This window comes from Ensifer sp. R-19, from assembly GCF_049905105.1.
Taxonomy (GTDB): Bacteria; Pseudomonadota; Alphaproteobacteria; order Rhizobiales; family Rhizobiaceae; genus Ensifer.
In genome coordinates this window covers 1,559,989-1,584,055 of record NZ_CP184569.1, presented here as the reverse complement: position 1 = coordinate 1,584,055, position 24,067 = coordinate 1,559,989, and the positions used below count along the sequence as shown (strand labels likewise).

Genomic DNA, 24,067 nt, shown 5'->3' with positions numbered 1-24,067 from the left:
TCGGCTCAAGCCGGGCGCACGAGGATGTGCTTCTTCTTGCCGAGCGACAGCTTGACGACATTATCGGCGGTGACGTCACCGGTGCCGATCAGACGACGCTCGTCGCTGACCGCCTCGTCGTTGATCCTGACGGCACCGCCTTGCACGTGGCGACGGGCTTCGCCGTTGGAGACGGCGAGGCCGGCGCGCACGATCAGCGTCAAAAGCCCGAGGCCGGCTTCGAGCTCGGCGGTCGGGATTTCGACCGAAGGCAGGTTGTCGGCGAGCGCGCCTTCCTCGAAGGTCTTGCGCGCGGTTTCCGCCGCCTGCTCGGCGGCCGATCGGCCGTGCAGCATGGCGGTGATTTCCGTCGCCAGGATCTTCTTGACCTCGTTGATCTCCGATCCGCCGAGCTTTGACAACCGCTCGATCTCCGCCATCGGCAGCGTCGTATAGAGCTTCAGGAAGCGGGTGACGTCGGCGTCCTCGGTGTTGCGCCAGTACTGCCAGAAGTCATAGGCCGACAGCATATCCGGGTTGAGCCAGATCGCGCCGTTGACCGACTTGCCCATCTTGGCGCCCGACGCCGTCGTCAAAAGCGGCGAGGTCAGCGCGTAAAGTTGCGGCGTGCCCATGCGGTGGCCGAGGTCGATGCCGTTGATGATGTTGCCCCACTGGTCCGATCCGCCCATCTGCAGGCGGCAGCCGGTGCGCTTGTGCAGTTCCACGAAGTCGTAGGCCTGCAGGATCATGTAGTTGAACTCAAGGAACGACAGCGATTGCTCGCGATCGAGCCGCGTCTTGACGCTGTCGAAGGACAGCATGCGGTTGACCGAGAAGTGACGGCCGACGTCGCGCAGGAACTCGAGGTAGTTGATGCCGAGCAGCCAGTCGGCGTTGTTGATCATCAACGCGTCCTTGGGGCCGTCGCCATAGGTGAGATAGTTGGAGAAGACCGTCTTGATGCTGGCGATATTGGCTTCGATCGTCGCCGGCGTCATCAGTTGGCGCGCCTCGTCCTTGAAGGACGGATCGCCCACCATGCCGGTGCCGCCGCCCATCAGCGAGATCGGCTGATGGCCGGTCGCCTGCATCCAGTGCAGCATCATGATCTGAATGAGACCGCCGGCATGCAGGCTCGGTGCGGTCGGGTCGAAGCCGATATAGGCCGTCACGATTTCCTTCCGGAACAGTTCATCCAGGCCAGACTCGTCGGAGATCTGGTGGATGAAACCACGCTCGCTGAGGGTGTGAAGGAAATCGGACTTGAAACCGGACATGATCTGTCTCTCTTGCGGGGAAGTTTTTGAACGAACGGGCGTTTAGCACTGTTTCCGCGCATAATCACTTCAAAAGTGATTCTGGAAATGTTGACGGCATGACACGGACAAGAACGGCAATCGGCCTGATGAGCGGCACGAGCATGGACGGCATCGACGTCGCCATGCTGAGGACCGACGGCGAAGACATCGTCGAGCGCGGCCCCTCCGCCGGCTTTGCCTATGACGCCCGCTTTCGCGACCGGCTGAAGCAGGGACTGGTCGACGCAAAGACGATCACGCAACGGGATCAAAGGCCCGGCGCGCTGTCGCAGCTTGAGCGCGACCTGACGCTGCGGCATGCCGAAGCAGTCAAAGCCTTCCTGCAGCAAAACGACCTGTCGCCGACGGCTATCGACGTGATCGGCTTCCACGGGCAGACCGTGCTGCACCGTCCCGACGAGGCCTTGACGGTGCAGATCGGCGACGGCCCGCTGCTTGCCGGCGAAACGGACATCGACGTCGTCTACGACATGCGCGCCAACGACATGGTGCATGGCGGGCAGGGTGCACCGCTGATCCCCGCCTATCACGCCGCTCTGGCGCGGGGCGCCGCCGGCCTTTCGGCGCCGGTCGTCTTCGTCAATATCGGCGGCATCTCCAACCTGACCTTCATCGGCGCGGGCGAAACGCTCGTTGCCTATGACAGCGGCCCGGGCAATACGCTGATCGATCAATGGGTCGAGGCGCATGCCGGCATTCCCTTTGACCAGGGCGGCATGATCGCCAGCGAGGGCGCCGTTCTTCCCGATCTCGCGGAGCGCTACCTCGCCAATCCCTTCTTCACTGCGAAGCAGCGCCGGTCGCTCGACCGAAACGATTTCGCGCCGCCGACGGGGAGTGACGCCGGTCTTGCCGACGGCGCCCGCACGCTTGCGCATGTGTCCGCGGCAGCAATCCTCAAGTCGGCCGGACACCTGCCGCAGCGGCCATCGACCTACATCATCTGCGGCGGCGGCCGCCTCAATCCGGTGATCATGCGCGACCTCGCGGCGCTCGCCAAGGAAGAGGGTGCAGCGGTGCTGCCGGCGGAGGACGCCGGCTTTAACGGCGATTCCATGGAGGCCGAGGCCTGGGCCTATCTCGCCGTAAGATCGCTGCAGGGCTTGCCGCTGACCTATCCGGGAACGACCGGGGTCCGGCGGCCTGTCACGGGCGGAAAACAAGCCGCCAGACCTGCTCGCTGATAGGCCCGAAACGGTATATGCTATCCACCGAATGGATTAATCAATTTTTCGCATCGGCCAATTAGGATCGGCCTCCGCGACCACCGGAGGTGGCGAAAGGCGGCTAGCCGCAGGACGAAGGTTTCGGGTTCTTCGATGGGTGGTGCGATCTCTCTGCTGGCTGTGAACTTTATCATTGCGCAGATTTTCACGGTCGCATTCCTCACCATTGCCGTAAAGAGCCGACAGCGCCGCGCGGCGCTGTGGTGCGCGGCCGGTTTTACCGTCGCGTCGCTTGCTGCCGTTTGCGAAGCGATCGTTCCCTTCTCGTCGACACCGCGGCTCTTTGCCATCGGCGCCTTCGCCTGCGTGCTCGGCGGCTTCTGTCTCCTGCGGTTTGGCCTCGGCCTCTTCTATCAGGTTCCGGTGCGTTGGCCGGTGCTTGCCGCGTGTTTCGTCGTGGGCGTTGCGCTCGACATGGAGATCTACGATTTGCCGCGCGGCACCTGGCAGCACGCCATCCCTTACCAGATGCCTTTCTTCCTGATCCAGGTGTGGACCGCGTCCGTGGTGCTGCGCTCGGGGCGACGCTCGTTCTCCGACTGGCTGCTTTTCGGTCTTCTGGCGCTCTGCTCGCTCTATTATCTCGTGAAAATCTATGCCGCCGTTGCGGCCGGCTCGGGCGTCACCGCCCAGGACTACGTCTCGAGCCCATTCGCGCTCATTTCCCAGGCACTCGGCGCGATGCTGATCGTCGGGGCAGGGCTTGCCATGCTCGGCGTGATGGTGAAGGACATCGTTGACGATGTGCAGGCCCGTTCGGAAATCGACCTGCTTTCGGGGCTCTACAATCGCCGTGGCTTCATGGATCGCGTCATGCCGCTCTTGCATGCGCGTGCGACCCAGACGCCGGGCACGCTTGTCCTCGCCGACCTCGATCGCTTCAAGTTGGTCAACGACACCTATGGCCACCTCGCCGGCGACGAGGTGATCCGTCGTTTTGCGCGGGTGCTGATGGACGTCATGCCAAACCGTGCTGTGGCAGGCCGCCTTGGCGGTGAGGAATTCGCGGTGTTTCTGCCCTGCACGGACTTGTCAGAAGCGCGCGTCGTCGCGCACGGCATGCGCGCTGCCATCATGTCCCAGCAAATCGCCGGCCTGCCGGAAGCAGCGCGCGTGACGGCGAGCTTCGGCGTCACAGCCGTCGGCAGCGGCGAGGCCTTGGATCCCGTCATGCAGCGCGCCGACATGGCGCTCTACTCGGCCAAGGCAAACGGGCGCAATCGGGTCGAATGCACGGAGACGCCGACCACGGTCGTCAATCCGACCGTGCCGCAGTGGGTCGGTCGCCCCTAGGGGCCGCGGGCTCAAGCATAGATTGGACGGGCGTCCGCAAGCGCGCCGGATGTCTTGCCGATACCCTTCGCCTGCAGAAAGCGAAGAATGTCCAGAGTGAACTGGTCAGGATCCTGCAAGAGGGAGAAGTGACTGACTTCCGGTTGGATCAGCAAACCGGAGTTCGGAATGTTGTCGGCGATGAACAGTGTATCCGTTCGCTTGATGACTTCCTCGTGATCGCCATCCACGACCCAGACGGGAACCCGGATTCCCTGGAGATCGCGGTCCGTCATGTTTGGCTGTGAGGTCCACATCTTCAGCATCTGATCATAGAAGGCAGCGTATCCGCCGGGAGTGCGGGACAACCGCTCGTACTCGACGCGGGCCCGGGCCTCGTATGCGTTGAACATGGCGCTATTGGTTAGATCGAAGGTTCCGGACGGGTTGCTGTTTGCCCCGAAGGCGAATACGCCGCTGACCCGCTCGGGATGCAGCATCGCCAGCTTGAGGCCGGTAATGGCACCGTCGCTCCAGCCGACAATGGCACTTCTGGGTATGTTCAGCTGTTCCATCACCCCGACGACGTCGGAAACCATGAGGTCGTAACCGACAAGGTTGTCCCAGGTGCTGCGGCCGTGGCCGCGGCTGTCGAGAACGATGACTTGGTAGAACTTGGCGAGTTCAGGAACCTGGCGCCCCCAATAGTCGGAATTGGCCAGGCCTCCATGCAACATGATGATGGGCTCGCCTGTGCCGTAGACCGAGTACCAGATTTCCGCACCCGATACCGGTACGAACCCGTTCTGCGTGGCCGCTGGAAGCGCCGGAGTGTCCGGAAGGGTCTGCCATTTCGGTTCGCCAAATGAAACGCCCAACATTCCCGTCATCGCGATCCCCCAAAAAAGCGCCTGGCGTGACGCGCACGCCAGCACGGACAAACGGATCAACTCCAAATAACCCTGCCGTCCTTTAAACAGCTCAGACTTGCACCATACGCCGTTTGCGCGGCTCTGAAATCACCCCACCGGGTGAAGGACGACCGGACTTCGGAGTTAAATGAGGGTAACAGCGACGCGGCGCAGCGCTCAAACGTACGCAAAGCTCGCCGCAAACGAAAAGAGCCGTGCGGTCCGAAGAACGCACGGCTCTACTGCTCAATCTACCAAACGGTCAGCGAATGCGCTTGGCGGCCGGCTCCGGCGTCAGTTCGCCGTTCAGGCGACGGTCGAGATAGTCCTCGCATTCGCCCATCAGTCCGTCGACCTGACCATTGAAGAAGTGGTTGGCGCCGGGCACCGTGCGGTGGGTGATGAGAATGCCCTTCTGCGCCTTCAGCTTCTCGACGAGACCGTTCACGTCCTTCTCCGGCGCGACCTTGTCGGAATCTCCGTTGATGATCAGGCCGGAGGACGGGCAGGGCGCCAGGAACGAAAAGTCGTAGATGTTCGGCTGCGGTGCCACGGCCATGAAGCCTTCGATCTCCGGACGGCGCATCAGGAGCTGCATGCCGATCCAGGCGCCGAAGGAATAGCCGGCAACCCAGCAGCTCTTGGAATCCGGATGCAGGCTCTGCACCCAATCGAGCGCGGACGCCGCATCCGACAATTCGCCGGCGCCGTGGTCGAACTCACCCTGGCTGCGACCGATGCCACGGAAATTGAAACGGAGCGTGGTGAAGCCGCGCTTCTGGAACATATAGAAGAGCTGGTAGACAATCTGATTGTTCATCGTGCCGCCGAACTGCGGATGCGGGTGCAGGATGATGGCGATCGGGGCGCTCTTCTGCTTCGAAGGCTGATAACGGCCTTCGAGGCGGCCGGCGGGTCCGTTGAAAATGATTTCGGGCATTGGCTCTCCGGGAGTGTTCCTGGTTCGAATCTTGGGTTCAGATCGCGATCAGTCTTGACGAAAGCAGTCAGCTTTTCTAAAACCTAGTTTAGAACCGTTCAAAACTTCTGTGCGGGCATTCCGCCTTGTGCTTCGTCTCTTAAGGCAAGCGACGCGGAAAATTCAAGGAAAATGCATCGCCAGAGGTTGCCGGCTTGCGGCCTGTTGGTCTAGCGAAGGAAATCATGTCGGGTTCGCGCATCTACATGGACTGGAATGCCACGGCGCCGCTTCTGAGCGAAGCGCGCGAGGCCTGCCTGTTCGCGCTCGACCTCGTCGGCAACCCTTCTTCCGTCCACGGCGAGGGCCGTGCGCTGCGCACGCTCATCGAAAATGCCCGCCGTGATGTGGCCGCCCTTTGCGGTGCGAAAGCTGCCAGCGTCATCTTTACCAGCGGGGCGACGGAAGCGGCCAATCTGGTGCTGACGCCAGATTTCCGCATGGGCCGCACACCGCTCAAGATCAGCCGGCTATACGCGTCGGCGATCGAACACCCTGCGATACGCGAAGGCGGACGCTTTGCGCGCGAAGCCGTTTGCGAAATCCCGGTGACCTCGGCGGGTGTCGTCGATCTTCAGGTGCTTCGCGAGCTGCTCGCAGCGCATGACCGTGAACTTGGCTTGCCGATGGTCGCCGTCATGCTGGTCAACAACGAGACCGGCATCATTCAGCCAATTGCCGAGATTGCCGAAATCGTTCGCGCCAAAGGTGGTATACTTGTCGTCGACGCGGTGCAGGCCGCGGGCCGGCTGCCGCTGGCGATCGAAGAGCTGAACGCCGATTTTCTCATTCTCTCCTCGCACAAGATCGGTGGCCCGAAAGGCGCAGGCGCGCTGGTGGCGCGCGGCGAGGTGTTGATGCCCGCACCGCTGATCCGCGGCGGCGGGCAGGAGAAGGGGCATCGTTCCGGGACTGAAAATCCTGTGGCGATTGCCGGCTTTGCCGCCGCCGCCAGAAAGGTCGGCGAAGGCGTTGGCCAGCGGATGAGCGCCGTTGGAGCGTTGCGCGACAAGCTCGAAGGCGAGATGCTGAAAGCGGCAGCGGATGTGGTCATACACGGCCGCGACGTTTCGCGCGTTGGCAACACGACATTCTTCACGCTCCCTGGCCTGAAAGCCGAGACGGGACAGATCGCCTTCGATCTCGAAGGCGTCGCGCTTTCGGCCGGATCGGCCTGTTCGTCCGGCAAGGTGGGACAGAGTCACGTGCTGACGGCGATGGGCTACGATCCGCGTCAGGGTGCGCTGCGGATCTCGATCGGTGGGGGAACGACCGCAGCTGACATCGAGCGTTGCGCCGCCGCCTTCGCGAAGGTAGCAGCACGACGCCGTGCGCCGGGGCAGGCCGCCTGACGCGGGCGATGGGACGAAATTGCGGAAAAGCAATTTTCCGCTTGGCAAACAGGGTGAAAAGCGCCTTTTAGCCATTACATAAGCGGTGCGCTCAGTCGCATCGTGTTGACAAGCTACCGGACCTTGGATCCGGAAAGATTGGAGAACGACATGCCTGCCGTGCAGGAGACCATTGATCAGGTCCGTCAGATCGACGTCGACCAGTACAAATACGGCTTCGAAACGACCATTGAAGTCGAGAAGGCCCCGAAGGGCCTGTCGGAAGACATCATCCGCTTCATTTCGGCCAAGAAGAACGAGCCGGAATGGATGCTCGAGTGGCGCCTTGGCGCCTATCGCCGCTGGTTGACGCTCGACGAGCCGACCTGGGCCCGCGTCAGCTATCCGAAGATCGACTTCAACGACATCTACTACTATGCAGCGCCGAAGGGCCTCACCGGTCCGACGTCGCTCGACGAGGTCGACCCCGAAATCCTCAAGGTCTACGAAAAGCTCGGCATTCCGCTGAAGGAACAGGAAATCCTCGCCGGCGTGCAGAAGTCGAGGATCGCCGTCGATGCCGTGTTCGACAGCGTCTCGGTCGTCACCACCTTCAAGGAAGAGCTGAAGAAGGCCGGCGTGATCTTCATGTCGATCTCCGAGGCGATCCGCGAACATCCCGAGCTGGTGCAGAAGTATCTCGGCTCCGTCGTTCCGACGACCGACAACTACTATGCGACGCTGAACTCCGCGGTCTTCACCGACGGTTCCTTCGTCTACGTGCCGAAGGGCGTTCGTTGCCCGATGGAGCTTTCCACCTATTTCCGCATCAACGAGAAGAACACCGGCCAGTTCGAGCGTACGCTGATCATCGCCGAGGAGGGCGCCTACGTGTCCTATCTCGAAGGCTGCACGGCGCCGCAGCGCGACGAGAACCAGCTTCACGCTGCCGTCGTCGAGCTCGTCGCCCTCGATGAGGCAGAGATCAAGTACTCGACGGTGCAGAACTGGTATCCGGGCGACAAGGAAGGCAAGGGCGGCATCTACAACTTCGTCACCAAGCGTGGCGATTGCCGTGGCAAGAACTCCAAGATCTCCTGGACGCAGGTAGAAACCGGTTCGGCGATCACCTGGAAGTATCCATCCTGCATCCTGCGCGGCGACGGTTCGCGCGGCGAGTTCTATTCGATCGCGGTCTCGAACGGCCACCAGCAGATCGACTCGGGCACCAAGATGATCCACCTCGGCAAGAACACGTCGAGCCGCATCGTCTCCAAGGGCATCGCTGCCGGCGTTTCGGAAAACACCTATCGCGGCCAGGTCTCGGCCCACCGCAAGGCCGAGAACGCCCGCAACTTCACCCAGTGCGATTCGCTTTTGATCGGCGACAAGTGCGGCGCGCACACCGTGCCCTATATCGAGGCGAAGAACTCGACGGCGCAGTTCGAGCATGAAGCCACGACGTCCAAGATCTCCGAGGACCAGCTGTTCTACTGCCTGCAGCGCGGCATCCCGACCGAAGCGGCGATCGCGCTGATCGTCAACGGCTTCGTCAAGGAAGTCATCCAGGAACTGCCGATGGAATTCGCCGTCGAAGCGCAGAAGCTGATTGGCATCTCGCTGGAAGGCTCCGTCGGCTAAGGCGCTGAACTGAATATTGAATGGCGCGCACGTCGTGTTTGCGCGCGAACAAACGTTCGTTTCCCAAGAGGACGATAGAAATGCTTGAAATCAAGAACCTGCATGCCCGCATCGCCGAAGATGGCACCGAAATCATCCGTGGCCTGAACCTCACGGTGAAGGCAGGCGAAGTTGCTGCCATCATGGGCCCGAACGGCTCCGGCAAGTCGACGCTCTCCTACATCCTCTCGGGCCGTGAAGACTACGAAGTCACCGAAGGCGACATCCTCTACAACGGCGAGAGCATCCTGGAGCTCGACGCTTCCGAGCGTGCGGCCAAGGGCATCTTCCTCGCCTTCCAGTATCCGGTCGAAATCCCCGGCGTCGCCACGATGCAGTTCCTGAAGGTGGCAATGAACGAGCAGCGCAAGTATCGCGGCGAAGACGAACTGACGACGCCGGAATTCATGCGCCGCGTCAAGGAAGCTGCAGCCGAGCTGAAGATCGCTCCGGAAATGCTGCGTCGCCCGCTGAACGTCGGCTTCTCCGGCGGTGAGAAGAAGCGCGCCGAAATCCTGCAGATGTCGCTGCTCCAGCCGAAGCTGTGCGTGCTCGACGAGACAGACTCGGGCCTCGACATCGACGCGCTGAAGATCGTTGCAGACGGCGTCAACGCGCTGCGCTCGCCGGACCGCGCCGTCGTCGTCATCACCCACTACCAGCGCCTGCTCGATTATATCGTTCCGGACACGGTGCACGTCCTCTACAAGGGCCAAGTGATCAAGTCGGGCGACAAGATGCTGGCGCACGAACTCGAAGCCAACGGCTACGCCGACATCATCGATGCCGCGGCTTGACGCCTGTTGAAGGAGTGTTCGAATGAATATGCAACAGGCAATCAAGATGACGGCCGCCGAGACGGCGCTCGTCGATGCCTATACCGCGCAGATCGGCGATTTGCCGGGTGATGGTTCGGTTCTCTCGGTCCGCGACACGCTGGTGCACGAACTGAAGACGGCTGGCCTGCCGACCCGCCGCGTCGAATCCTGGCACTATACCGACCTGCGCACCCTGCTGCGCGCAGTGCCGGCCGCCGACCCGACGGCCTTTGCCGATCGCGTCGATGCGCTGGTTCCGGGCTCGACAGTACTTTCCGTCCGCAACGGCCAGGCTGAGGTCAAGGCCAGCCTGCCTGATGGCGTGACCGTCCGTTCCTATGTCGACAGCCTGCTCGACGGTTCGGCGGCCGCCGGCCTCGCCGTGCTCGGCTTTGACGACGCGATCGGCCGCATCAATGGCGGTCTTGTCCGCGGCGGTCTCGAAATCGACGTGGCTGCTGAAACTGCTCTGGAAGATCCGCTGGAAATCCAGCTGGTGCAGAGCCTCGGCCAGGCGCATACGCGCTTCCCGGTCGCCTTCGGCGCCAACACCAAGGCAACCGTGATCGAGCGGCATCTTTCGACCGATGCCGGCGAGAGCTTCGTCTCGTCTGTCAGCGACGTGACGCTTGCGGAAGGTTCCGAGATCATCTGGATCATCCTGCAGCAGCAGGGCATTTCCGATACCCATCTCGGCCAGCTCCGCTTCGACCTCGGCAAGAACGCCAAGCTGCATCTCTTCGTGATCAATGCCGGCGGCAAGCTGGTGCGCCAGGAGATCCACGGCAAGACGAGCGGCGAGGGCGCGGATTTCAAGCTGCGCGGCATCAACCTGCTCGGTGGTGAAAGCCACACGGACGTGACCTTCACGCTCGGCCACAACGTGCCGCACACGACCTCGACGGAGGTCATCCGCAACGTCGTGTTCGACCGCGCCAAGGGCGTCTTCCAGGGCAAGATCCTGGTCGCCAAGGACGCCCAGAAGACCGACGCGAAGATGGCGTGCAACACGCTGCTCTTGTCCGACGATGCCGACCTGTCGGCGAAACCGGAACTGGAGATCTTCGCGGACGACGTGCAGTGCGGTCACGGTGCGACAGTTACCGACATCGACCACACCCAGCTCTTCTACCTGATGGCGCGCGGCGTCCCGGAGAACAAGGCGCGGGGAATGCTCGTCAACGCCTTCGTCGCTGAGATCGTCGAAGAACTGGAAGAGCACGAAGCGCTGGTCGAGGCACTCGAAGACGTCATCTCGACCTGGCTCGAAAAGCACGCCTAAGGCTATTGCGTAATTCCTTATTTCGGAAGCGATTTAGGGATAGAATTATGCAGCAGTTCAACATGTTACAGCGACCTTAGCGCGAGTTGAATGACGCGCGGCGCTGTAGCGAAATTGGATTGAAAGACATGGAACACTCCGTACCGGTGCCTGCCTACGACGTCGAAGCGATCCGCAAGGATTTCCCGATCCTGTCGCGAACCGTTTATGGCAAGCCGCTTGTCTATCTCGACAACGGCGCATCGGCGCAGAAACCACAGGTCGTGATCGACGCGGTGGCCCATGCCTATTCCAACGAATATGCCAACGTCCATCGCGGCCTGCATTTCCTGTCGAATGCCGCGACGGAAGCCTATGAGGCGGCGCGCGATAAGGTGCGCCGCTTCCTGAACGCCCCTTCGCCCGACAACATCATCTTCACCAAATCCTCGACCGAAGCGATCAACACGGTCGCCTATGGCTACGGCATGCCGAAGCTCGGCGAGGGTGACGAGATCGTGCTGTCGATCATGGAGCACCACTCCAACATCGTTCCCTGGCACTTCATCCGTGAGCGTCAGGGCGCCAAGCTTGTCTGGGCGCCGGTGGACGAGAACGGCGCGTTCCACGTCGAAGACTTCGTCAAATGCCTGACGGACCGCACCAAGCTCATCGCCATCACCCATATGTCGAATGCGCTGGGTACGGTGGTTCCGGTCAAGGAGATCTGCCGCATCGCTCGCGAACGCGGCATCCCGGTTCTGGTCGACGGCAGCCAGGGTGCCGTGCACATGCCGGTCGACGTCCAGGACATCGATTGCGACTGGTACGTGATGACCGGCCACAAGCTTTACGGCCCCTCCGGGGTCGGCGTGCTCTACGGCAAGATGGACCGACTGAAGGAGATGCGGCCGTTCCTCGGCGGCGGCGAGATGATCGAGGTGGTGACCGAAGATTACGTCACCTACAACGATCCGCCGCACCGCTTCGAGGCGGGCACGCCGCCGATCGTACAGGCGATCGGGCTTGGCTACGCGCTCGACTACATGGAAAAGCTCGGCCGCGCAGCGATCCAGGCGCATGAGGCAGACCTGACGGCCTATGCGCGCGAGCGTCTTTCGGCGGTCAATTCGCTTCGGATTTTCGGCGACGCGCCCGATAAGGGCAGCATTTTTGCCTTCGAGATCGCCGGCATCCATTCCCACGACGTCTCGATGGTCATCGATCGCGCCGGGGTCGCTGTTCGCGCCGGCACGCATTGCGCTCAGCCGCTCTTGAAACGCTTCGGTGTTACCTCCACATGCCGTGCATCTTTCGGCCTCTATAATACCAGGGCCGAAGTGGACGCGCTGGCGGACGCGCTGGAGCATGCACGCAAGTTTTTCGCCTAAGAAATTGGTAAAAGGTTCAAAGAGTTCTCGTAGTCTTTTGAACCAAAAGAGAAAGTCCAGGAGGCCGATATGAGCCTTGATGCAACGGAAGAAAAGGTCGATGTCCGCGAGGGCATCGTGCATTCGGCGATCCCGACCGAGGAACTGGCGCGCCTCAGCGACGATATCATCGCCGCACTGAAGACCGTCTACGATCCGGAAATCCCGGCCGACATCTTTGAGCTTGGCCTCATCTACAAGATCGACATCGAAGACGACCGGATGGTCAAGATCGACATGACGCTGACTGCACCGGGCTGCCCGGTTGCCGGCGAAATGCCGGGGTGGGTCGAGAATGCCGTCGGCGCCGTCGAGGGCGTATCGGGCGTCGAAGTCTCGATGACCTTCGATCCGCCATGGACACCGGACCGCATGTCCGAGGAGGCGCAGGTCGCTGTCGGCTGGTATTGAGCCGGCGCCGCATATTGATCCGTTAAGGCACGGATACTACATTTGATTCTGTAAGGCGCCGGGCCTTTACCCCGGTGACGACAAGGAGAATGAGCCCATGGGCTTTGCCGTAATGAGCCTGACCGATTCTGCCGCCGACCGCGTCCGTTCGATCGTCGAAGGCGCCGGTGCCGATGCCAAGGGCATTCGCGTCGGCATCAAGAAGGGTGGCTGCGCCGGCATGGAGTATGCCGTCGACCTGGTGACCGAGCCCAACCCCAAGGACGACCTGATCGAACATCAGGGCGCCAGGGTCTGGGTGGCGCCCGAAGCCGTGCTCTACCTGCTTGGCACGCAGATGGATTTCGAAGTCACGACGCTGCGCTCCGGATTTACCTTCAACAATCCGAACCAGACGTCCGCCTGTGGCTGTGGCGAATCGGTCGAACTGAAGCCCGCCGACCTCGCGGCTCTGGCCGCACAGGGCGATGCGGTGGTGCGCGCCAACTAAATTTCCTCCATTCTTTCAAACGGATAGGTTGGCCCGGTTTTCGCCGGGCCATTTTTCTGCTGAGATGCTTGAACATGGAACGGGGGATTGGGCATGGCGGCGTTCAATGAGGATCTCGTCTTCAAGGCGCTCTACGAGACGTTTCCCGATCCGGTGATCATCATCGACGCCGAGCGCGTCATCCGCTCCGCAAACAATGCCGCCCTGCGCCAGTTCGGCTATCCCGCCGAAGAATTCATCGATCGCTCGGTGCGGCTGATCTACGCCAACGACGCGGAATACGAGAAGCGCCTGCGGAACCGCGCGGCACGCGTGGACGAAACCGCGGCCCGGACGTCGAACTATCTCTATGTCAGGCGCGACGGATCGACATTTTCCGGCCACCTTCGCACGACGCCGCTGCTCGACGATCAGGGCGCGGAACTGGCGCTCATCGGCATCATCCGCGACGTTTCCGATCTCACGGAGGCTGTGAGCGAGCGGCAGAAGGCTTCCGATATGCTCAAGGCAGCGCTGGAAGCGATGCCAGAGGGCTTTGCCATTTTCGACCGGCAAGAGCGGCTGGTCGTTTATAACAGGGCGTATCAGGCAATTTGCGGGCCGGCCGGCGCGGCGCTGAAGCCCGGCATCACGGCCGAGGAGATCCTGCTTCTGGCGCGACAGGGCGGTCATTATCCCGATGCCTTGCCGGGCACCCGCGAGGGCGACGAATGGATCGCTTCGCGCCTGCGCGATTTCCGTCACCCCGATGGTCGCCCCAGGATATACCGCTATGCCGACGATCGTTGGCTGCGCGTGGAGAATATCAAGGCGAAGGACGGTAACACCGTCGTCGCGCGCGTGGACGTCACCGATCTCAAGCGCGCCGAGCTCGCGCTTGAGCGCCAGCGGCAGGAACTCGAGCACAAGAACGAGGCCCTCGATCAATTCACCGCGACGGTCTCCCATGACCTCAAAGCGCCGCTCAGACACATCTCCATGTTCTCCGAAATGATCGAGGACGATCTGGCGGCAGGAAGCCAGGCTGAACTCGCCGAGAATGCGCGTCATCTGCGCGACAGCGTGAAACGCATGAACCGGGTGATCGACAGCCTGCTCGACTATGCGCAGATCGCGCACCGGATCACCCATTGGACGGAGGTGCGGCTCACAGACATTGTTGCCGAGACGCTGACCATACTTGCCAGCGACGTACAGGACGCGCAGGCAACCTTCGAGGTTGGCGACCTGCCGGAAGTGGAAGGGGACCCGGAGCTTCTGCGCCGCCTGGTCCAGAACCTGATCGGCAATGCGATCAAGTATCGGCATGCCGACCGCCAACCGGTGATCCGCATTCACGGCGGCGTCGCCGATCAGATTGTTGAGCTGGTGGTTGAAGACAATGGCATCGGCATCGACCCGCGCTTTTCGACGCGGATCTTCGAAGTGTTCCAGCGGCTGCACAAGGACGAGACCGTCTATGGCGGCACGGGAATCGGTCTGGCACTTGCCAAGCGCATAGCCGAAAGCCACGACGGCTCGATCCGCCTTGACACCACCTTCCGCGAAGGCGCACGTTTCATCGTGCTTCTTCCGAGGCGGCTACGGAAGGCAAACTAGGGCGGAACAGGTGGTCTCGACGCCAAAGCGACTGCTCTTGGTGGAGGACGACGCGCACGACGCGCGCTTCGTCATGCGTGCCTTCGCACAGGTCGACGAGACCATCGATCTGGTGCTGGCGGCGGATGCGGACGACGCGATCTCCCGGCTTGCCCGCACCCATTTCGACTATGTGCTTCTGGATATCAAAATGCCCGGCAGCGACGGCATCGAGCTTCTGCGGCGCATCCGCAGGGGGCAGGCGACCGTCCTGATCCCGGTCATCGTGCTGACGTCATCCAGCAATCCGACCGACGTCCTCCATTGCTACCGCGCCGGCGCCAATGCCTATGTTGCCAAACCTGCTTCGGTCGCCGGCTACAGGCACTTTGCCGAGGCCTTCGTCCGCTTCTGGATTGAAAACACCATCCTGCCTCCCGGAATGACCACGCGTCGGTAAGTGCGCGCCTCCAAAAAACGCGGGCGGACGAACGCGTCACGTCCTGGTGTCGATCCTTGTAGATTTCGGGAATCAATCTGGATGAGGGCAGGCGCTGCGCGGTGCCACGGGCGCCAGAAGGCGCTGAGGAAACCGGCGGAGCGAGCGCCCCGCCGGCTTTATTGACGTTACTCTGCCGCTTCCGCGTAGCTTTCCAGCGGCGGGCAGGTGCAGACGAGATTGCGGTCGCCAAAGACGTTGTCGACACGGTTGACCGGCGACCAGTACTTGTCGACCCGGAAGGCGCCCGGCGGGTAGCAGGCCTGTTCGCGCGAGTAGGGACGATCCCATTCGCCGACCAGGTCTTCGACCGTGTGCGGGGCGTTCTTCAGCGGGTTGTTGACCTTGTCCATTCGGCCTTCCTCGATGGCGCGGGCTTCCTCGCGGATTGCCAGCATCGCATCGCAGAAGCGGTCGATCTCGGCCTTGGTTTCCGATTCCGTCGGCTCGATCATCAGCGTGCCGGCAACCGGCCAGCTCATGGTCGGCGCATGGAAACCGCAGTCGATCAGCCGCTTGGCCACATCGTCAACGGTGACGCCGGCGCTTTCGACCAGCGGACGGGTGTCGATGATGCACTCATGCGCCACGCGGCCCTTCGACGACTTGTAGAGCACTTCGTAGGCACCCTTCAGGCGGGCAGCGATGTAGTTGGCGTTGAGGATCGCCACCTTCGTCGCCTGGGTCAGGCCTTCGCCGCCCATCATCAGGCAGTAGCTCCAGGAGATCGGCAGGATCGAAGCCGAGCCGAAGGGAGCCGCCGAGACCGCACCCTCATGGCCGTCCGTTTCCGGATGGCCCGGCAGATAGGGTGCCAGATGCGCCTTGACGCCGATCGGGCCCATGCCGGGACCGCCGCCACCGTGCGGAATGCAGAAGGTCTTGTGCAGGTTCAGGTGGCTGACGTCGGAGCCGATGTCGCCGGGGCGGGCAAGGCCGACCATGGCGTTCATGTTGGCACCGTCCAAGTAGACCTGGCCGCCGTGCTTGTGCACGATCTCGCAGACCTCACGCACGTTCTCCTCGAACACGCCGTGGGTCGACGGATAGGTGATCATGCAGCACGAGAGGTTTTCCGCGTACTGCTCGGCTTTCGCACGGAAATCATCCATGTCAATGTCGCCGTTTTCGCTGACCTTGATGACGACCACCTTCATGCCGGCCATCTGCGCGGAGGCCGGGTTAGTGCCGTGCGCCGAGGTCGGGATCAGGCAGACGTCGCGATGCTCGTTGCCGTTGGCGATGTGATAGGCGCGGATCGTCAACAGACCGGCATATTCCCCTTGCGCACCCGAGTTCGGCTGCATCGAGATCGCGTCGTAGCCGGTGACGGCACAGAGCTTTTCCGACAGGTCCTCGATCATGTGCTGGTAGCCAGCCGCCTGATCCTTCGGCACGAAGGGATGGATCTCGGAGAATTCCGGCCAGGTGATCGGCAGCATCTCCGCGGTCGCATTCAGCTTCATCGTGCAGGAGCCGAGCGGGATCATCGCCCGGTCGAGCGCGAGGTCGCGGTCCGACAGACGGCGGATGTAGCGCGTCATCTCGCTTTCTGCGCGGTTCATGTGGAAGATCGGGTGCATCAGATACTCGCTTGTGCGCAGCAGCGGCTGCGGCAGGCGGTAACCCGGCTCGAACTGTTCAACCTTGAAGTCGCCGCCGAAGGCGCGCCAGACGGCTTCCAGCGTGACGGGGCGCGAGCGCTCGTCAAGGCTGATGCCGATCTTGGTCTCGCCGATCTTGCGCAGGTTCACTTCCTCGGCGACCGCGGTCTTGAGGATGATGCCCTGCAGCTTGCCGACTTCGACCGTGATCGTGTCGAAGAACACGTCTGGCTCGACGGTATAGCCGAGCTTTTCAAGGCCCATGGCGAGACGCACGGTCTTCTGGTGAACGCTCTGGGCGATCGCCTTGATGCCCTTCGGTCCGTGGAACACCGCGTACATCGAGGCCATGACGGCGAGCAGCACCTGGGCGGTGCAGATGTTCGACGTCGCTTTCTCGCGGCGGATGTGCTGTTCGCGGGTCTGCAGAGACAGGCGATAGGCGCGGTTGCCGCGCGCATCGACCGATACGCCGACGAGGCGGCCGGGCATGGAGCGCTTGTGCGCGTCCTTGACCGCCATATAGGCCGCATGCGGACCACCGTAGCCGACCGGCACGCCGAAGCGCTGGGTACAGCCGATAGCGATATCGGCGCCCATCTCTCCGGGCGACTTCAACAGCGCCAGCGCCAGCGGATCGGCGGCGACGGTGGCGATCGCGCCGGTCTGGTGCAGACGGGCGATCAGGCCGGTGAAATCGTTCACGTGGCCATAGGTGCCCGGATACTGGAAGATCGCGCCGAAGACGTCGACCGGATCGAGATCGGTGAAGGGATTGCCGATGACGATCTGCCAGCCGAGCGGCTCGGCGCGGGTCTTCAGGAGAGCGATCGTCTGAGGGTGGCAGTTCTCGTCGACGAAGAAGGTCTTGGCCTTCGACTTCGAGACGCGCTCGGCCATCGCCATGGCTTCGGCGGCAGCCGTGGCCTCGTCAAGCAGAGAGGCGTTGGCAACGTCGAGGCCGGTCAGGTCGCAGACCATGGTCTGGTAGTTGAGCAGCGCCTCGAGGCGGCCCTGGCTGATTTCCGGCTGGTAGGGCGTGTAGGCCGTGTACCAGGCCGGGTTTTCCAGGATGTTGCGCTGGATCACCGGCGGCGTGATCGTGCCATAATAGCCCTGGCCGATCAGCGACACGAGCTTCTGGTTGCGGTTGGCCGTTTCGCGCATCTTGTCGAGCGCCTCGCGCTCGGTCATCGGCGCGGCCCAGGCGAGCGGCGTCTTCTGGCGGATCGACGGTGGCACGGTATCGTCGATGAGCGCGTCGAGTGACGGGTAACCGACGACCTTCAGCATCTCGTCCATTTCGGCCGGCGACGGGCCGATATGACGCCGGTTGGCGAAGTCATACGGCTTGTAGTCGGTAAAGGTGAAATCCTTGGGCATGCTCATCAGGCGACGAGCTCCTTGTAGGCCGCTTCTTCGAGAAGGGCGTCGGCTTCGCTGGGATTGGCAAGCTTCAGCTTGAAGAACCAGGCAGCACCCTGCGGGTCGCTGTTGACGAGCGACGGGTCGTCGACGATCGCCTGGTTCACTTCGACGATTTCGCCGTCAAGCGGACAATAGACGTCGGAGGCTGCCTTGACGGATTCGACGGTGGCGGCGGTATCGCCCTTGGCGAAGGTCGAGCCGGTTTCCGGCAGCTCAACGAAGACGAGGTCGCCAAGCTGGCCGGCGGCGTGCTCGGTGATGCCGACGGTTGCGACACCAGCTTCGATCTTCAGCCACTCGTGTTCCTCAGTGAACTTCAACATGTGCGCTCTCTCCTGATCAGCGTTTGTAGGTTTGTTTGACAAAGGGCAGGGCGGCGACCGCTATGGGCAGGTACTTGCCGCGCACTTCCGCAAAGAGGGTGGTGCCGATTTCGATGTGGCCGGCATCGACGTAGCCCATGGCGACGGGGCCATCGACGGAGGGGCCGAAACCACCCGACGTCACCTGGCCGACAGGCGTCTTGCCCTCGGCATCGGCGAACAGATTTGCGCCGCCGCGCACGGGCGCGCGTCCTTCCGGCTTCAAACCAACGCGGCGGCGCGAAGCGCCATCGGCCAGCTGGCCGAGGATGCGATCGGCACCGGGGAAGCCTCCCTCACGGGCGCCGCCGGCCCGCCGGGCCTTCTGCATCGCCCACTCGATGGCGCCCTCGACCGGCGTGGTCGTGGTGTCGATGTCGTTGCCATAAAGACAAAGACCCGCTTCCAGACGCAGCGAATCACGCGCGCCAAGGCCGATCGGCTTGACATCGGGATGCTCGAGCAGCCGCTGTGTGACATCCACTGCGGATGCGACGGGAATGGAGATTTCGAAACCGTCTTCGCCGGTGTAGCCGGAGCGGGAAATGATGCAGGCAACATCATGCAGATCGGCTTCGGCGACGTCCATGAAGCGCATGGCCGAGACATCGGCCCACAATTCGCCCAGCACGGCTTCGGCATGAGGACCCTGCAGCGCGATCAGCGCGCGGTCGTCGAGCATGGTGACTTCGCAGGTGTCGGCAAGCCCCTTTTTCAGATGCTCGAAATCCGCATCCTTGCAGGCGGCGTTGACGACGAGGAACAGGTGGTCGCCACGGTTGGCGATCATCAGGTCGTCGAGGATGCCGCCTTCGGCATTGGTGAAGATCGCATAACGCTGCCGGCCTTCGCCAAGGCCGAGCACATCGACCGGCACCAGCTTTTCAAGCGCAAGCGCTGCGTCTTCGATCTTGCCGGACTTCGGCCGGACAATGACCTGGCCCATATGCGAAACGTCGAAGAGACCGGCGGCAACACGGGTGTGCTGGTGCTCCTTCATCACGCCATCGGGGTACTGCACCGGCATGTCGTAACCGGCAAAGGGCACCATGCGCGCGCCGAGTGAAAGGTGCAGCGCATGCAGCGGCGTATGTTTCAAATGGGGATTCTGTTCCAAATCCGGCCTCCAGGTCTGGCGCTCCCGCGCCGGCTCACACTTCCGGCGTCAATCGCCGTCGATTCGAGCCCCCTCTGTCCCTTTGCCTGAGATTGTTATCCCTTCGGCGAGCGTTGAAACGCTTCTCTCCAGAGTCCTACCGGCACCTTGCTGGTCCTTTGGCCTGAGAGTTTCCGGGGCGGTTGCTCCTTCGGCACCGGTTTGAACCGGCTTCTCCCAACAAGATCGTCTCCAGATAACGGCGAAGGCGGGAGCTTGGCAAGGGGGCGGTGTCGCGGTGAAACACATTTTTGTCGCACGACCAAAAGACGCAGCCAAGGCGGGTGCGGCAATTCTGTCTTTGCATTCTTCTCCGGTTGAGGATAACCCAAGTGAAATACCGGGGATGACCATGACAGGGCGCGAAGGCAAATTCGGGATAGCAGTGCGGCTGATCGCCGTATTCGCGCTCGTGTTTCTGACCTTTGCCCACAAGCCGCTCATCGCCAAAACGCTGACGCCGGACGAGATCGCCGCCTATCAGCTGCCTGACGGTTCGATCGCCGAAATCTGCTTCGGCATGAACGGCGTCGACCACCAGAGCGGCAAGGGCCAATCCATGGCCCCGGTTTGCGAAGCCTGCCGGCTCTCAGGTTCGATCCTCCTGCCAGTTCCGCCGACCGAGAGCGTTCGCGCCGGTGCCGGCGAATGGCAGTTATCGCCGGTTCTCGCTGAGAACGCCACGCCCCATCAGCATCTGCGCTTGCTGCCGCCTTCGCGCGGGCCGCCTGCGCATTCGTAATCCTCCTCTCGCATTCCCACTACAATTCGCCGCCTTCAAGCGGCTTGGACCACCGGAAACCGGGCAAAGGCCCGCGCGTGGTCAGGAGATTACGACATGAACACGACCAGACTGGCTTCGCTTTCGCTCGGCCTTACCCTTGCCGCAAGCGGCATTGCCCACGCGCACGCCACCTTCGAAAACGACACGGCGCCGGTGGAGAGCACCTTCAAGGCGGTGCTGCAGGTGCCACACGGCTGCGACGGCAAGCCGACGACGGAAGTGCAGATCAAGCTGCCCGAAGGCTTCGTCTTCGCCAAGCCGCAGCCGAAGCCCGGCTGGGAGCTCGAGGTGATCAAGGGCGATTACCAGAAAACCTATGACAATCATGGCGAGAAGGTCTCGTCCGGCCCGGTGGAAATCCGCTGGAAGGGCGGCAACCTCTCGGACGACTACTACGACACCTTTGTCGTACGCGGCAAACTCTCGGGCTTCGACAAGGAAACCGTGCTTGCGTTCCCGACCACGCAGCTTTGCGGAACCGAAGGCAAGGTCGTCTGGGATCAGGTTGCTGCCGAAGGCCAGAACGCGCATGACCTGAAGAGCCCGGCGCCGACCGTGACGGTAACCATGGCCGACGCTGCCGATCCTCATGCCGGCCATGGCGGGCACATGGCTGCTGCCGACGGGGCAGCGAAACTTGGCGACCTCGAGATATCAGGCGGCTCGGTTAAGGCCATGTTGCCGGGCGCCAAGGTCGGCGGCGGCTTCCTGACGATCAGGAATGGCGGGGCAGGCGAGGATCGGCTCGTGGCCGTCGAAAGCCCCGCGGCTGCTCGCGTCGAGATCCACGAGATGAAAATGGAAAACGACGTGATGAAGATGCGCAAGCTCGATGACGGCGTTGCAGTACCGGCCGGTGAAACGGTCGAGCTCAAGGCCGGCGGCCTGCATCTGATGTTCATGGACGTGAAGACGCCGTTCAAGGAAGGTGATGCCGTTCCCGTCACGCTCGTCTTCGAAAAGGCTGGCAAGGTCGATGCGGCATTCCCGGTTGGCTCGGCCAAGGGCGGCGAGGCGGCCGGCGGCCACAAGCATCACTGATTGAGATATTGCGACGCTCGCCTCAGGCGGCGTCGCTTTCATCCTCTTGGCCGGCCGGTTCATCCTGCCGGCCTTCGTTTTCGCGGCTCTCGGATCCGTCGTCGTCATCGCGCATGAATTCGAGATAGCGGCGCAGCGCTTCGGCTTCCGAACGTTCCGGCAACCGGCCATCGGCGCTCATGAGCATGAAGGAGAGGGGCAGGGCGCCCTTGGTCTTGGGGATCGAGACCGGCGTCAGTGCGGGCTCCTCGGCGCGCCGGATCGAAAGCAGCGTGATCGCTTCGTCGGTCGGACCGTCACCCCGCACGCGTGCAGACGGCTTCAGCGCTTCCGCTGCATAAGCCGCTGTCGTCGCGGATACTGTGACGACCTGTGTCACGTCTTTCCTGCTTTCCCGTCGTTCAATCCTTTCTTGTCGCTCAACTCCACTTGCAGGCGTGTAAAAGCCAGCACCTGCCTTTTAATAAAATCCTAACGACAGCCAGATTCGTGGCACTTGCGGTGAACGAATCCCGAAGCGCGAACCTGTACTTGCGATATCACTAAAGTTCGCGCACACTCGCCCAGATAGAAACGGGGAGGCTTCAAATGACCGAGCGAAGCGTGTTGGAAACCAGGATTCGGGCCCTCTACCTTGCCCGCAACGTCAACGACCTCGACACCATGATGGCGCAACTCGATCCAGACTTCAGCTTCCGCATCGTCGGAAACGGCAGGCTCGGCACGATGGCGCTCGGGGTCAACACGCCGGAAACGGTGCGCAGCAGTTTCCAGGCCCTCGTTGAGAACTGGGACCTGAGCGAGATGGAGATGGTTGGCGCTTACGCTGACGGCGATACTATCGTCGTCCACCGCGCCGGCGTCGTTTGCTTCATTCCATCGCAAACCCGTCAACGGACCGAAATCATCGACAAGTTCACGTTCCGTGACGGGTGGATCGTCGATCTGACGGAGTTCGTTGACACCTTGTTCGTCGCCGAAACGATCGGGCTACTGGACGCGCGGGACAGAGACTATTCGTCCTCAACTCTGGACAGGATGAGCCTTTGAACTTCCGGTTCCTGGGATCGGATGGCGTTCATCAACACGGCGAGGCGGCTGCGCAGGCCGTGGATCTGGTCGAGCAGCCGCATGGCGACATCAACGCCGTCGTCGTTGACGCCCATTGGACCTGTCAGATCCTGGATCAGACGGGCGCGGGCGAGGTCGGCGTCTTCGAAAAGCCAGCCGGAGTCGGCCTCGCGCGGCATCAGCCAACGCTGTTCGATCCAGATGCGCAAGACCTTCACCTCGATGTCGAGGTGTTCGCAGAATTCGCGGTCGTTCATGCTTGCCCTCCCATGCCTTTGCGCGGGTCTTCCGTCTTTCCGTCTGCCCAGCTTTCAACGAAGGCGGATAGCGCCGGATCGGGGGTCTGCGGCAGCACGATCTTCAGGCTGACATAGGCATCGCCATGGCCGCCGCCGGACTTGTGCAGGCCCTTGCCCTTCAAACGCAATGTCTTGCCGGTGTTGGAGTGCGGCGGGATCGTGACATTGACCGCCCCGTCGATCGTCGGAACCCGGATCTTGCCGCCGAGCACCGCTTCACTCAGTGAGATCGGCACCTCGTAGCGAACGTCGTCACCATCGGTTGCAAAAAGAGGATGCGGCCTGACGCGGATATCGATCAGCGCGTCGCCGGCCGGCGCACCGTTGAACCCGGGTTCGCCCTTGCCACGCAGCCGCAGCGTCTGGCCGTCGCGCGTGCCGGGCGGGATGGTGAGATCAAGCGCCGGTCCGCCGCCCGGCAGGCTGATCTCGGTCTTGGTGCCGTTGGCCGCGTCGAGAAAGCCGATCTCCATGGAAAAGTGCTGATCACGGCCGCGCTGGCGTTGCTGCTGGCCGCCGCTGCGACGGGAAAAGAAACTCGAGAATATATCGTCCGCATCCGCGAAATCCGAAAAGCCATGTGCGCTCTCGTAGCGTCCCGCCGTATCTCCAGACGAGGCATAGTCGCGGTAGTAGTGGCGGGGTGCAGTCTCCGCACCCGTCTCGTCAATTTCGCCGCGATCGTATTTGCCGCGTTTCTCCTCGTCACTGAGGAGGGCGTAGGCCGCCGAAACAGCCTTGAAGCGGTCCTCCGCTCCTTTGTCTCCCGGGTTAAGATCCGGGTGCAATTTCTTGGCGAGCTTGCGATAGGCGCTCTGGATGTCCTTTTGTGTCGCTTCGCGGCTGACGCCGAGCGTTTCGTATGGGCTCGTCATGCGGTCTCCCTCAGGCGGCATCGATTGAGGTCGCATCGCCGACGCTCTGCGTGCGTTGCGATCATGCGTCTTCAATCACTCGCCTAAGAGCATAGGGCGGATTTTCGCGCGCGACAGGGGCGGCGCACCATGCGTGACGCATTGTCGCCGGCGCGGCCGGTTGCGGCTCTGCACCTTCGACCATTTCGCGAATTCGCGATCTCTGATACAATCAACGCCGGGAAGTTTTCTTTGGGGTGCAACGTTGCCTCGAAGCTCGG

General features: G+C 62.2%; 23 protein-coding genes and 1 riboswitch. Of the genes, 14 read left to right on the top strand and 9 right to left on the bottom strand.

The window, feature by feature from the left end:
• Positions 1-5: 5 nt before the first annotated feature.
• Positions 6-1,259, bottom strand: a complete 1,254-nt coding sequence (tyrS, locus tag ACN9MO_RS07735) for a tyrosine--tRNA ligase (protein ID WP_057250204.1) — start codon at positions 1,257-1,259, stop codon at positions 6-8.
• 98 nt (positions 1,260-1,357) lie between these two features.
• Between tyrS and ACN9MO_RS07730 the strand changes: the two genes are divergently transcribed.
• Positions 1,358-2,485, top strand: coding sequence for an anhydro-N-acetylmuramic acid kinase (locus ACN9MO_RS07730; RefSeq protein ID WP_057250206.1), 1,128 nt, complete (start codon positions 1,358-1,360; stop codon positions 2,483-2,485).
• A 135-nt stretch (positions 2,486-2,620) separates the two neighbouring features.
• Positions 2,621-3,820 carry a GGDEF domain-containing protein gene (locus ACN9MO_RS07725; protein ID WP_057250208.1) on the top strand — a complete coding sequence of 400 codons (1,200 nt, stop codon included), beginning with the start codon at positions 2,621-2,623 and terminating at the stop codon, positions 3,818-3,820.
• Positions 3,821-3,831: 11 nt separating this feature from the next.
• Here the strand turns inward: ACN9MO_RS07725 and ACN9MO_RS07720 are convergent, their stop codons facing one another.
• Positions 3,832-4,755 (bottom strand): alpha/beta fold hydrolase, encoded by a 924-nt coding sequence (locus ACN9MO_RS07720; RefSeq protein WP_425987023.1) that lies wholly within the window; start codon positions 4,753-4,755, stop codon positions 3,832-3,834.
• A 217-nt stretch (positions 4,756-4,972) separates the two neighbouring features.
• A complete protein-coding gene (locus tag ACN9MO_RS07715) occupies positions 4,973-5,650 on the bottom strand; it encodes an alpha/beta hydrolase (RefSeq protein WP_057250211.1) in 678 nt (225 codons plus the stop codon).
• Positions 5,651-5,874: 224 nt separating this feature from the next.
• Between ACN9MO_RS07715 and ACN9MO_RS07710 the strand changes: the two genes are divergently transcribed.
• The 9 genes from ACN9MO_RS07710 to ACN9MO_RS07670 all read left to right on the top strand — a co-directional run bounded on the left by ACN9MO_RS07710 (position 5,875) and on the right by ACN9MO_RS07670 (position 15,148).
• Positions 5,875-7,041, top strand: a complete 1,167-nt coding sequence (locus ACN9MO_RS07710) for a cysteine desulfurase family protein (RefSeq protein WP_113132342.1) — start codon at positions 5,875-5,877, stop codon at positions 7,039-7,041.
• A 150-nt stretch (positions 7,042-7,191) separates the two neighbouring features.
• Positions 7,192-8,661 carry a Fe-S cluster assembly protein SufB gene (gene sufB, locus ACN9MO_RS07705; protein ID WP_057250215.1) on the top strand — a complete coding sequence of 490 codons (1,470 nt, stop codon included), beginning with the start codon at positions 7,192-7,194 and terminating at the stop codon, positions 8,659-8,661.
• Between the two features lie 80 nt (positions 8,662-8,741).
• On the top strand, positions 8,742-9,497 hold the full coding sequence (gene sufC / locus ACN9MO_RS07700; protein ID WP_057250217.1) for a Fe-S cluster assembly ATPase SufC: 756 nt from the start codon (positions 8,742-8,744) through the stop codon (positions 9,495-9,497).
• A 22-nt stretch (positions 9,498-9,519) separates the two neighbouring features.
• Positions 9,520-10,800: a Fe-S cluster assembly protein SufD gene (gene sufD / locus ACN9MO_RS07695; protein WP_057250220.1), complete on the top strand. Its 1,281-nt coding sequence runs from the start codon at positions 9,520-9,522 to the stop codon at positions 10,798-10,800.
• A 128-nt stretch (positions 10,801-10,928) separates the two neighbouring features.
• Positions 10,929-12,170 carry a cysteine desulfurase gene (locus ACN9MO_RS07690; protein ID WP_057250222.1) on the top strand — a complete coding sequence of 414 codons (1,242 nt, stop codon included), beginning with the start codon at positions 10,929-10,931 and terminating at the stop codon, positions 12,168-12,170.
• A 69-nt stretch (positions 12,171-12,239) separates the two neighbouring features.
• A complete protein-coding gene (locus ACN9MO_RS07685) occupies positions 12,240-12,620 on the top strand; it encodes an SUF system Fe-S cluster assembly protein (RefSeq protein ID WP_057250224.1) in 381 nt (126 codons plus the stop codon).
• Positions 12,621-12,717: 97 nt separating this feature from the next.
• Positions 12,718-13,110 (top strand): Fe-S cluster assembly scaffold SufA, encoded by a 393-nt coding sequence (gene sufA / locus ACN9MO_RS07680; protein ID WP_057250226.1) that lies wholly within the window; start codon positions 12,718-12,720, stop codon positions 13,108-13,110.
• A 93-nt stretch (positions 13,111-13,203) separates the two neighbouring features.
• A complete protein-coding gene (locus ACN9MO_RS07675) occupies positions 13,204-14,709 on the top strand; it encodes a sensor histidine kinase (protein ID WP_057250228.1) in 1,506 nt (501 codons plus the stop codon).
• A 10-nt stretch (positions 14,710-14,719) separates the two neighbouring features.
• On the top strand, positions 14,720-15,148 hold the full coding sequence (locus ACN9MO_RS07670) for a response regulator (RefSeq protein WP_113132341.1): 429 nt from the start codon (positions 14,720-14,722) through the stop codon (positions 15,146-15,148).
• A 167-nt stretch (positions 15,149-15,315) separates the two neighbouring features.
• On the opposite strand, the gene gcvP is transcribed toward ACN9MO_RS07670, so the two are convergent.
• From gcvP to gcvT, 3 genes are read right to left on the bottom strand one after another with little or no spacing between them, the layout of a single operon-like run.
• The gene (gcvP, locus tag ACN9MO_RS07665; protein ID WP_057250233.1) at positions 15,316-18,180 is read right to left on the bottom strand and encodes an aminomethyl-transferring glycine dehydrogenase; all 2,865 of its coding nucleotides are present in this window, start codon (positions 18,178-18,180) and stop codon (positions 15,316-15,318) included.
• Positions 18,180-18,542: a glycine cleavage system protein GcvH gene (gcvH, locus tag ACN9MO_RS07660; protein ID WP_057250234.1), complete on the bottom strand. Its 363-nt coding sequence runs from the start codon at positions 18,540-18,542 to the stop codon at positions 18,180-18,182. Before gcvH ends, gcvP begins: the two co-directional genes overlap by 1 nt.
• 16 nt (positions 18,543-18,558) lie before the next feature.
• The gene (gene gcvT / locus ACN9MO_RS07655) at positions 18,559-19,698 is read right to left on the bottom strand and encodes a glycine cleavage system aminomethyltransferase GcvT (protein ID WP_057250236.1); all 1,140 of its coding nucleotides are present in this window, start codon (positions 19,696-19,698) and stop codon (positions 18,559-18,561) included.
• 141 nt (positions 19,699-19,839) lie between these two features.
• A riboswitch (glycine riboswitch) is annotated at positions 19,840-19,927 on the bottom strand.
• 162 nt (positions 19,928-20,089) lie between these two features.
• Between gcvT and ACN9MO_RS07650 the strand changes: the two genes are divergently transcribed.
• Together ACN9MO_RS07650 and ACN9MO_RS07645 are read left to right on the top strand one after the other, a co-directional pair.
• Positions 20,090-20,479: a hypothetical protein gene (locus ACN9MO_RS07650; protein ID WP_057250347.1), complete on the top strand. Its 390-nt coding sequence runs from the start codon at positions 20,090-20,092 to the stop codon at positions 20,477-20,479.
• A gap of 96 nt (positions 20,480-20,575) precedes the next feature.
• Positions 20,576-21,562: a DUF1775 domain-containing protein gene (locus ACN9MO_RS07645; protein WP_057250238.1), complete on the top strand. Its 987-nt coding sequence runs from the start codon at positions 20,576-20,578 to the stop codon at positions 21,560-21,562.
• Between the two features lie 22 nt (positions 21,563-21,584).
• Here ACN9MO_RS07645 and ACN9MO_RS07640 read toward each other — a convergent pair whose 3' ends face one another.
• Positions 21,585-21,941 (bottom strand): hypothetical protein, encoded by a 357-nt coding sequence (locus ACN9MO_RS07640; RefSeq protein ID WP_057250240.1) that lies wholly within the window; start codon positions 21,939-21,941, stop codon positions 21,585-21,587.
• 209 nt (positions 21,942-22,150) lie between these two features.
• Here ACN9MO_RS07640 and ACN9MO_RS07635 point away from each other — a divergent pair, with 209 nt between their 5' ends.
• Positions 22,151-22,612: a nuclear transport factor 2 family protein gene (locus ACN9MO_RS07635; RefSeq protein WP_057250242.1), complete on the top strand. Its 462-nt coding sequence runs from the start codon at positions 22,151-22,153 to the stop codon at positions 22,610-22,612.
• Here ACN9MO_RS07635 and ACN9MO_RS07630 read toward each other — a convergent pair.
• Both ACN9MO_RS07630 and ACN9MO_RS07625 read right to left on the bottom strand, forming a co-directional pair.
• Positions 22,576-22,890 carry a chaperone modulator CbpM gene (locus tag ACN9MO_RS07630; RefSeq protein WP_057250244.1) on the bottom strand — a complete coding sequence of 105 codons (315 nt, stop codon included), beginning with the start codon at positions 22,888-22,890 and terminating at the stop codon, positions 22,576-22,578. The genes ACN9MO_RS07635 and ACN9MO_RS07630 overlap by 37 nt on opposite strands.
• On the bottom strand, positions 22,887-23,807 hold the full coding sequence (locus ACN9MO_RS07625) for a DnaJ C-terminal domain-containing protein (protein ID WP_057250246.1): 921 nt from the start codon (positions 23,805-23,807) through the stop codon (positions 22,887-22,889). The genes ACN9MO_RS07630 and ACN9MO_RS07625 overlap by 4 nt, the downstream gene beginning before the upstream one ends.
• Positions 23,808-24,067 lie beyond the last annotated feature (260 nt).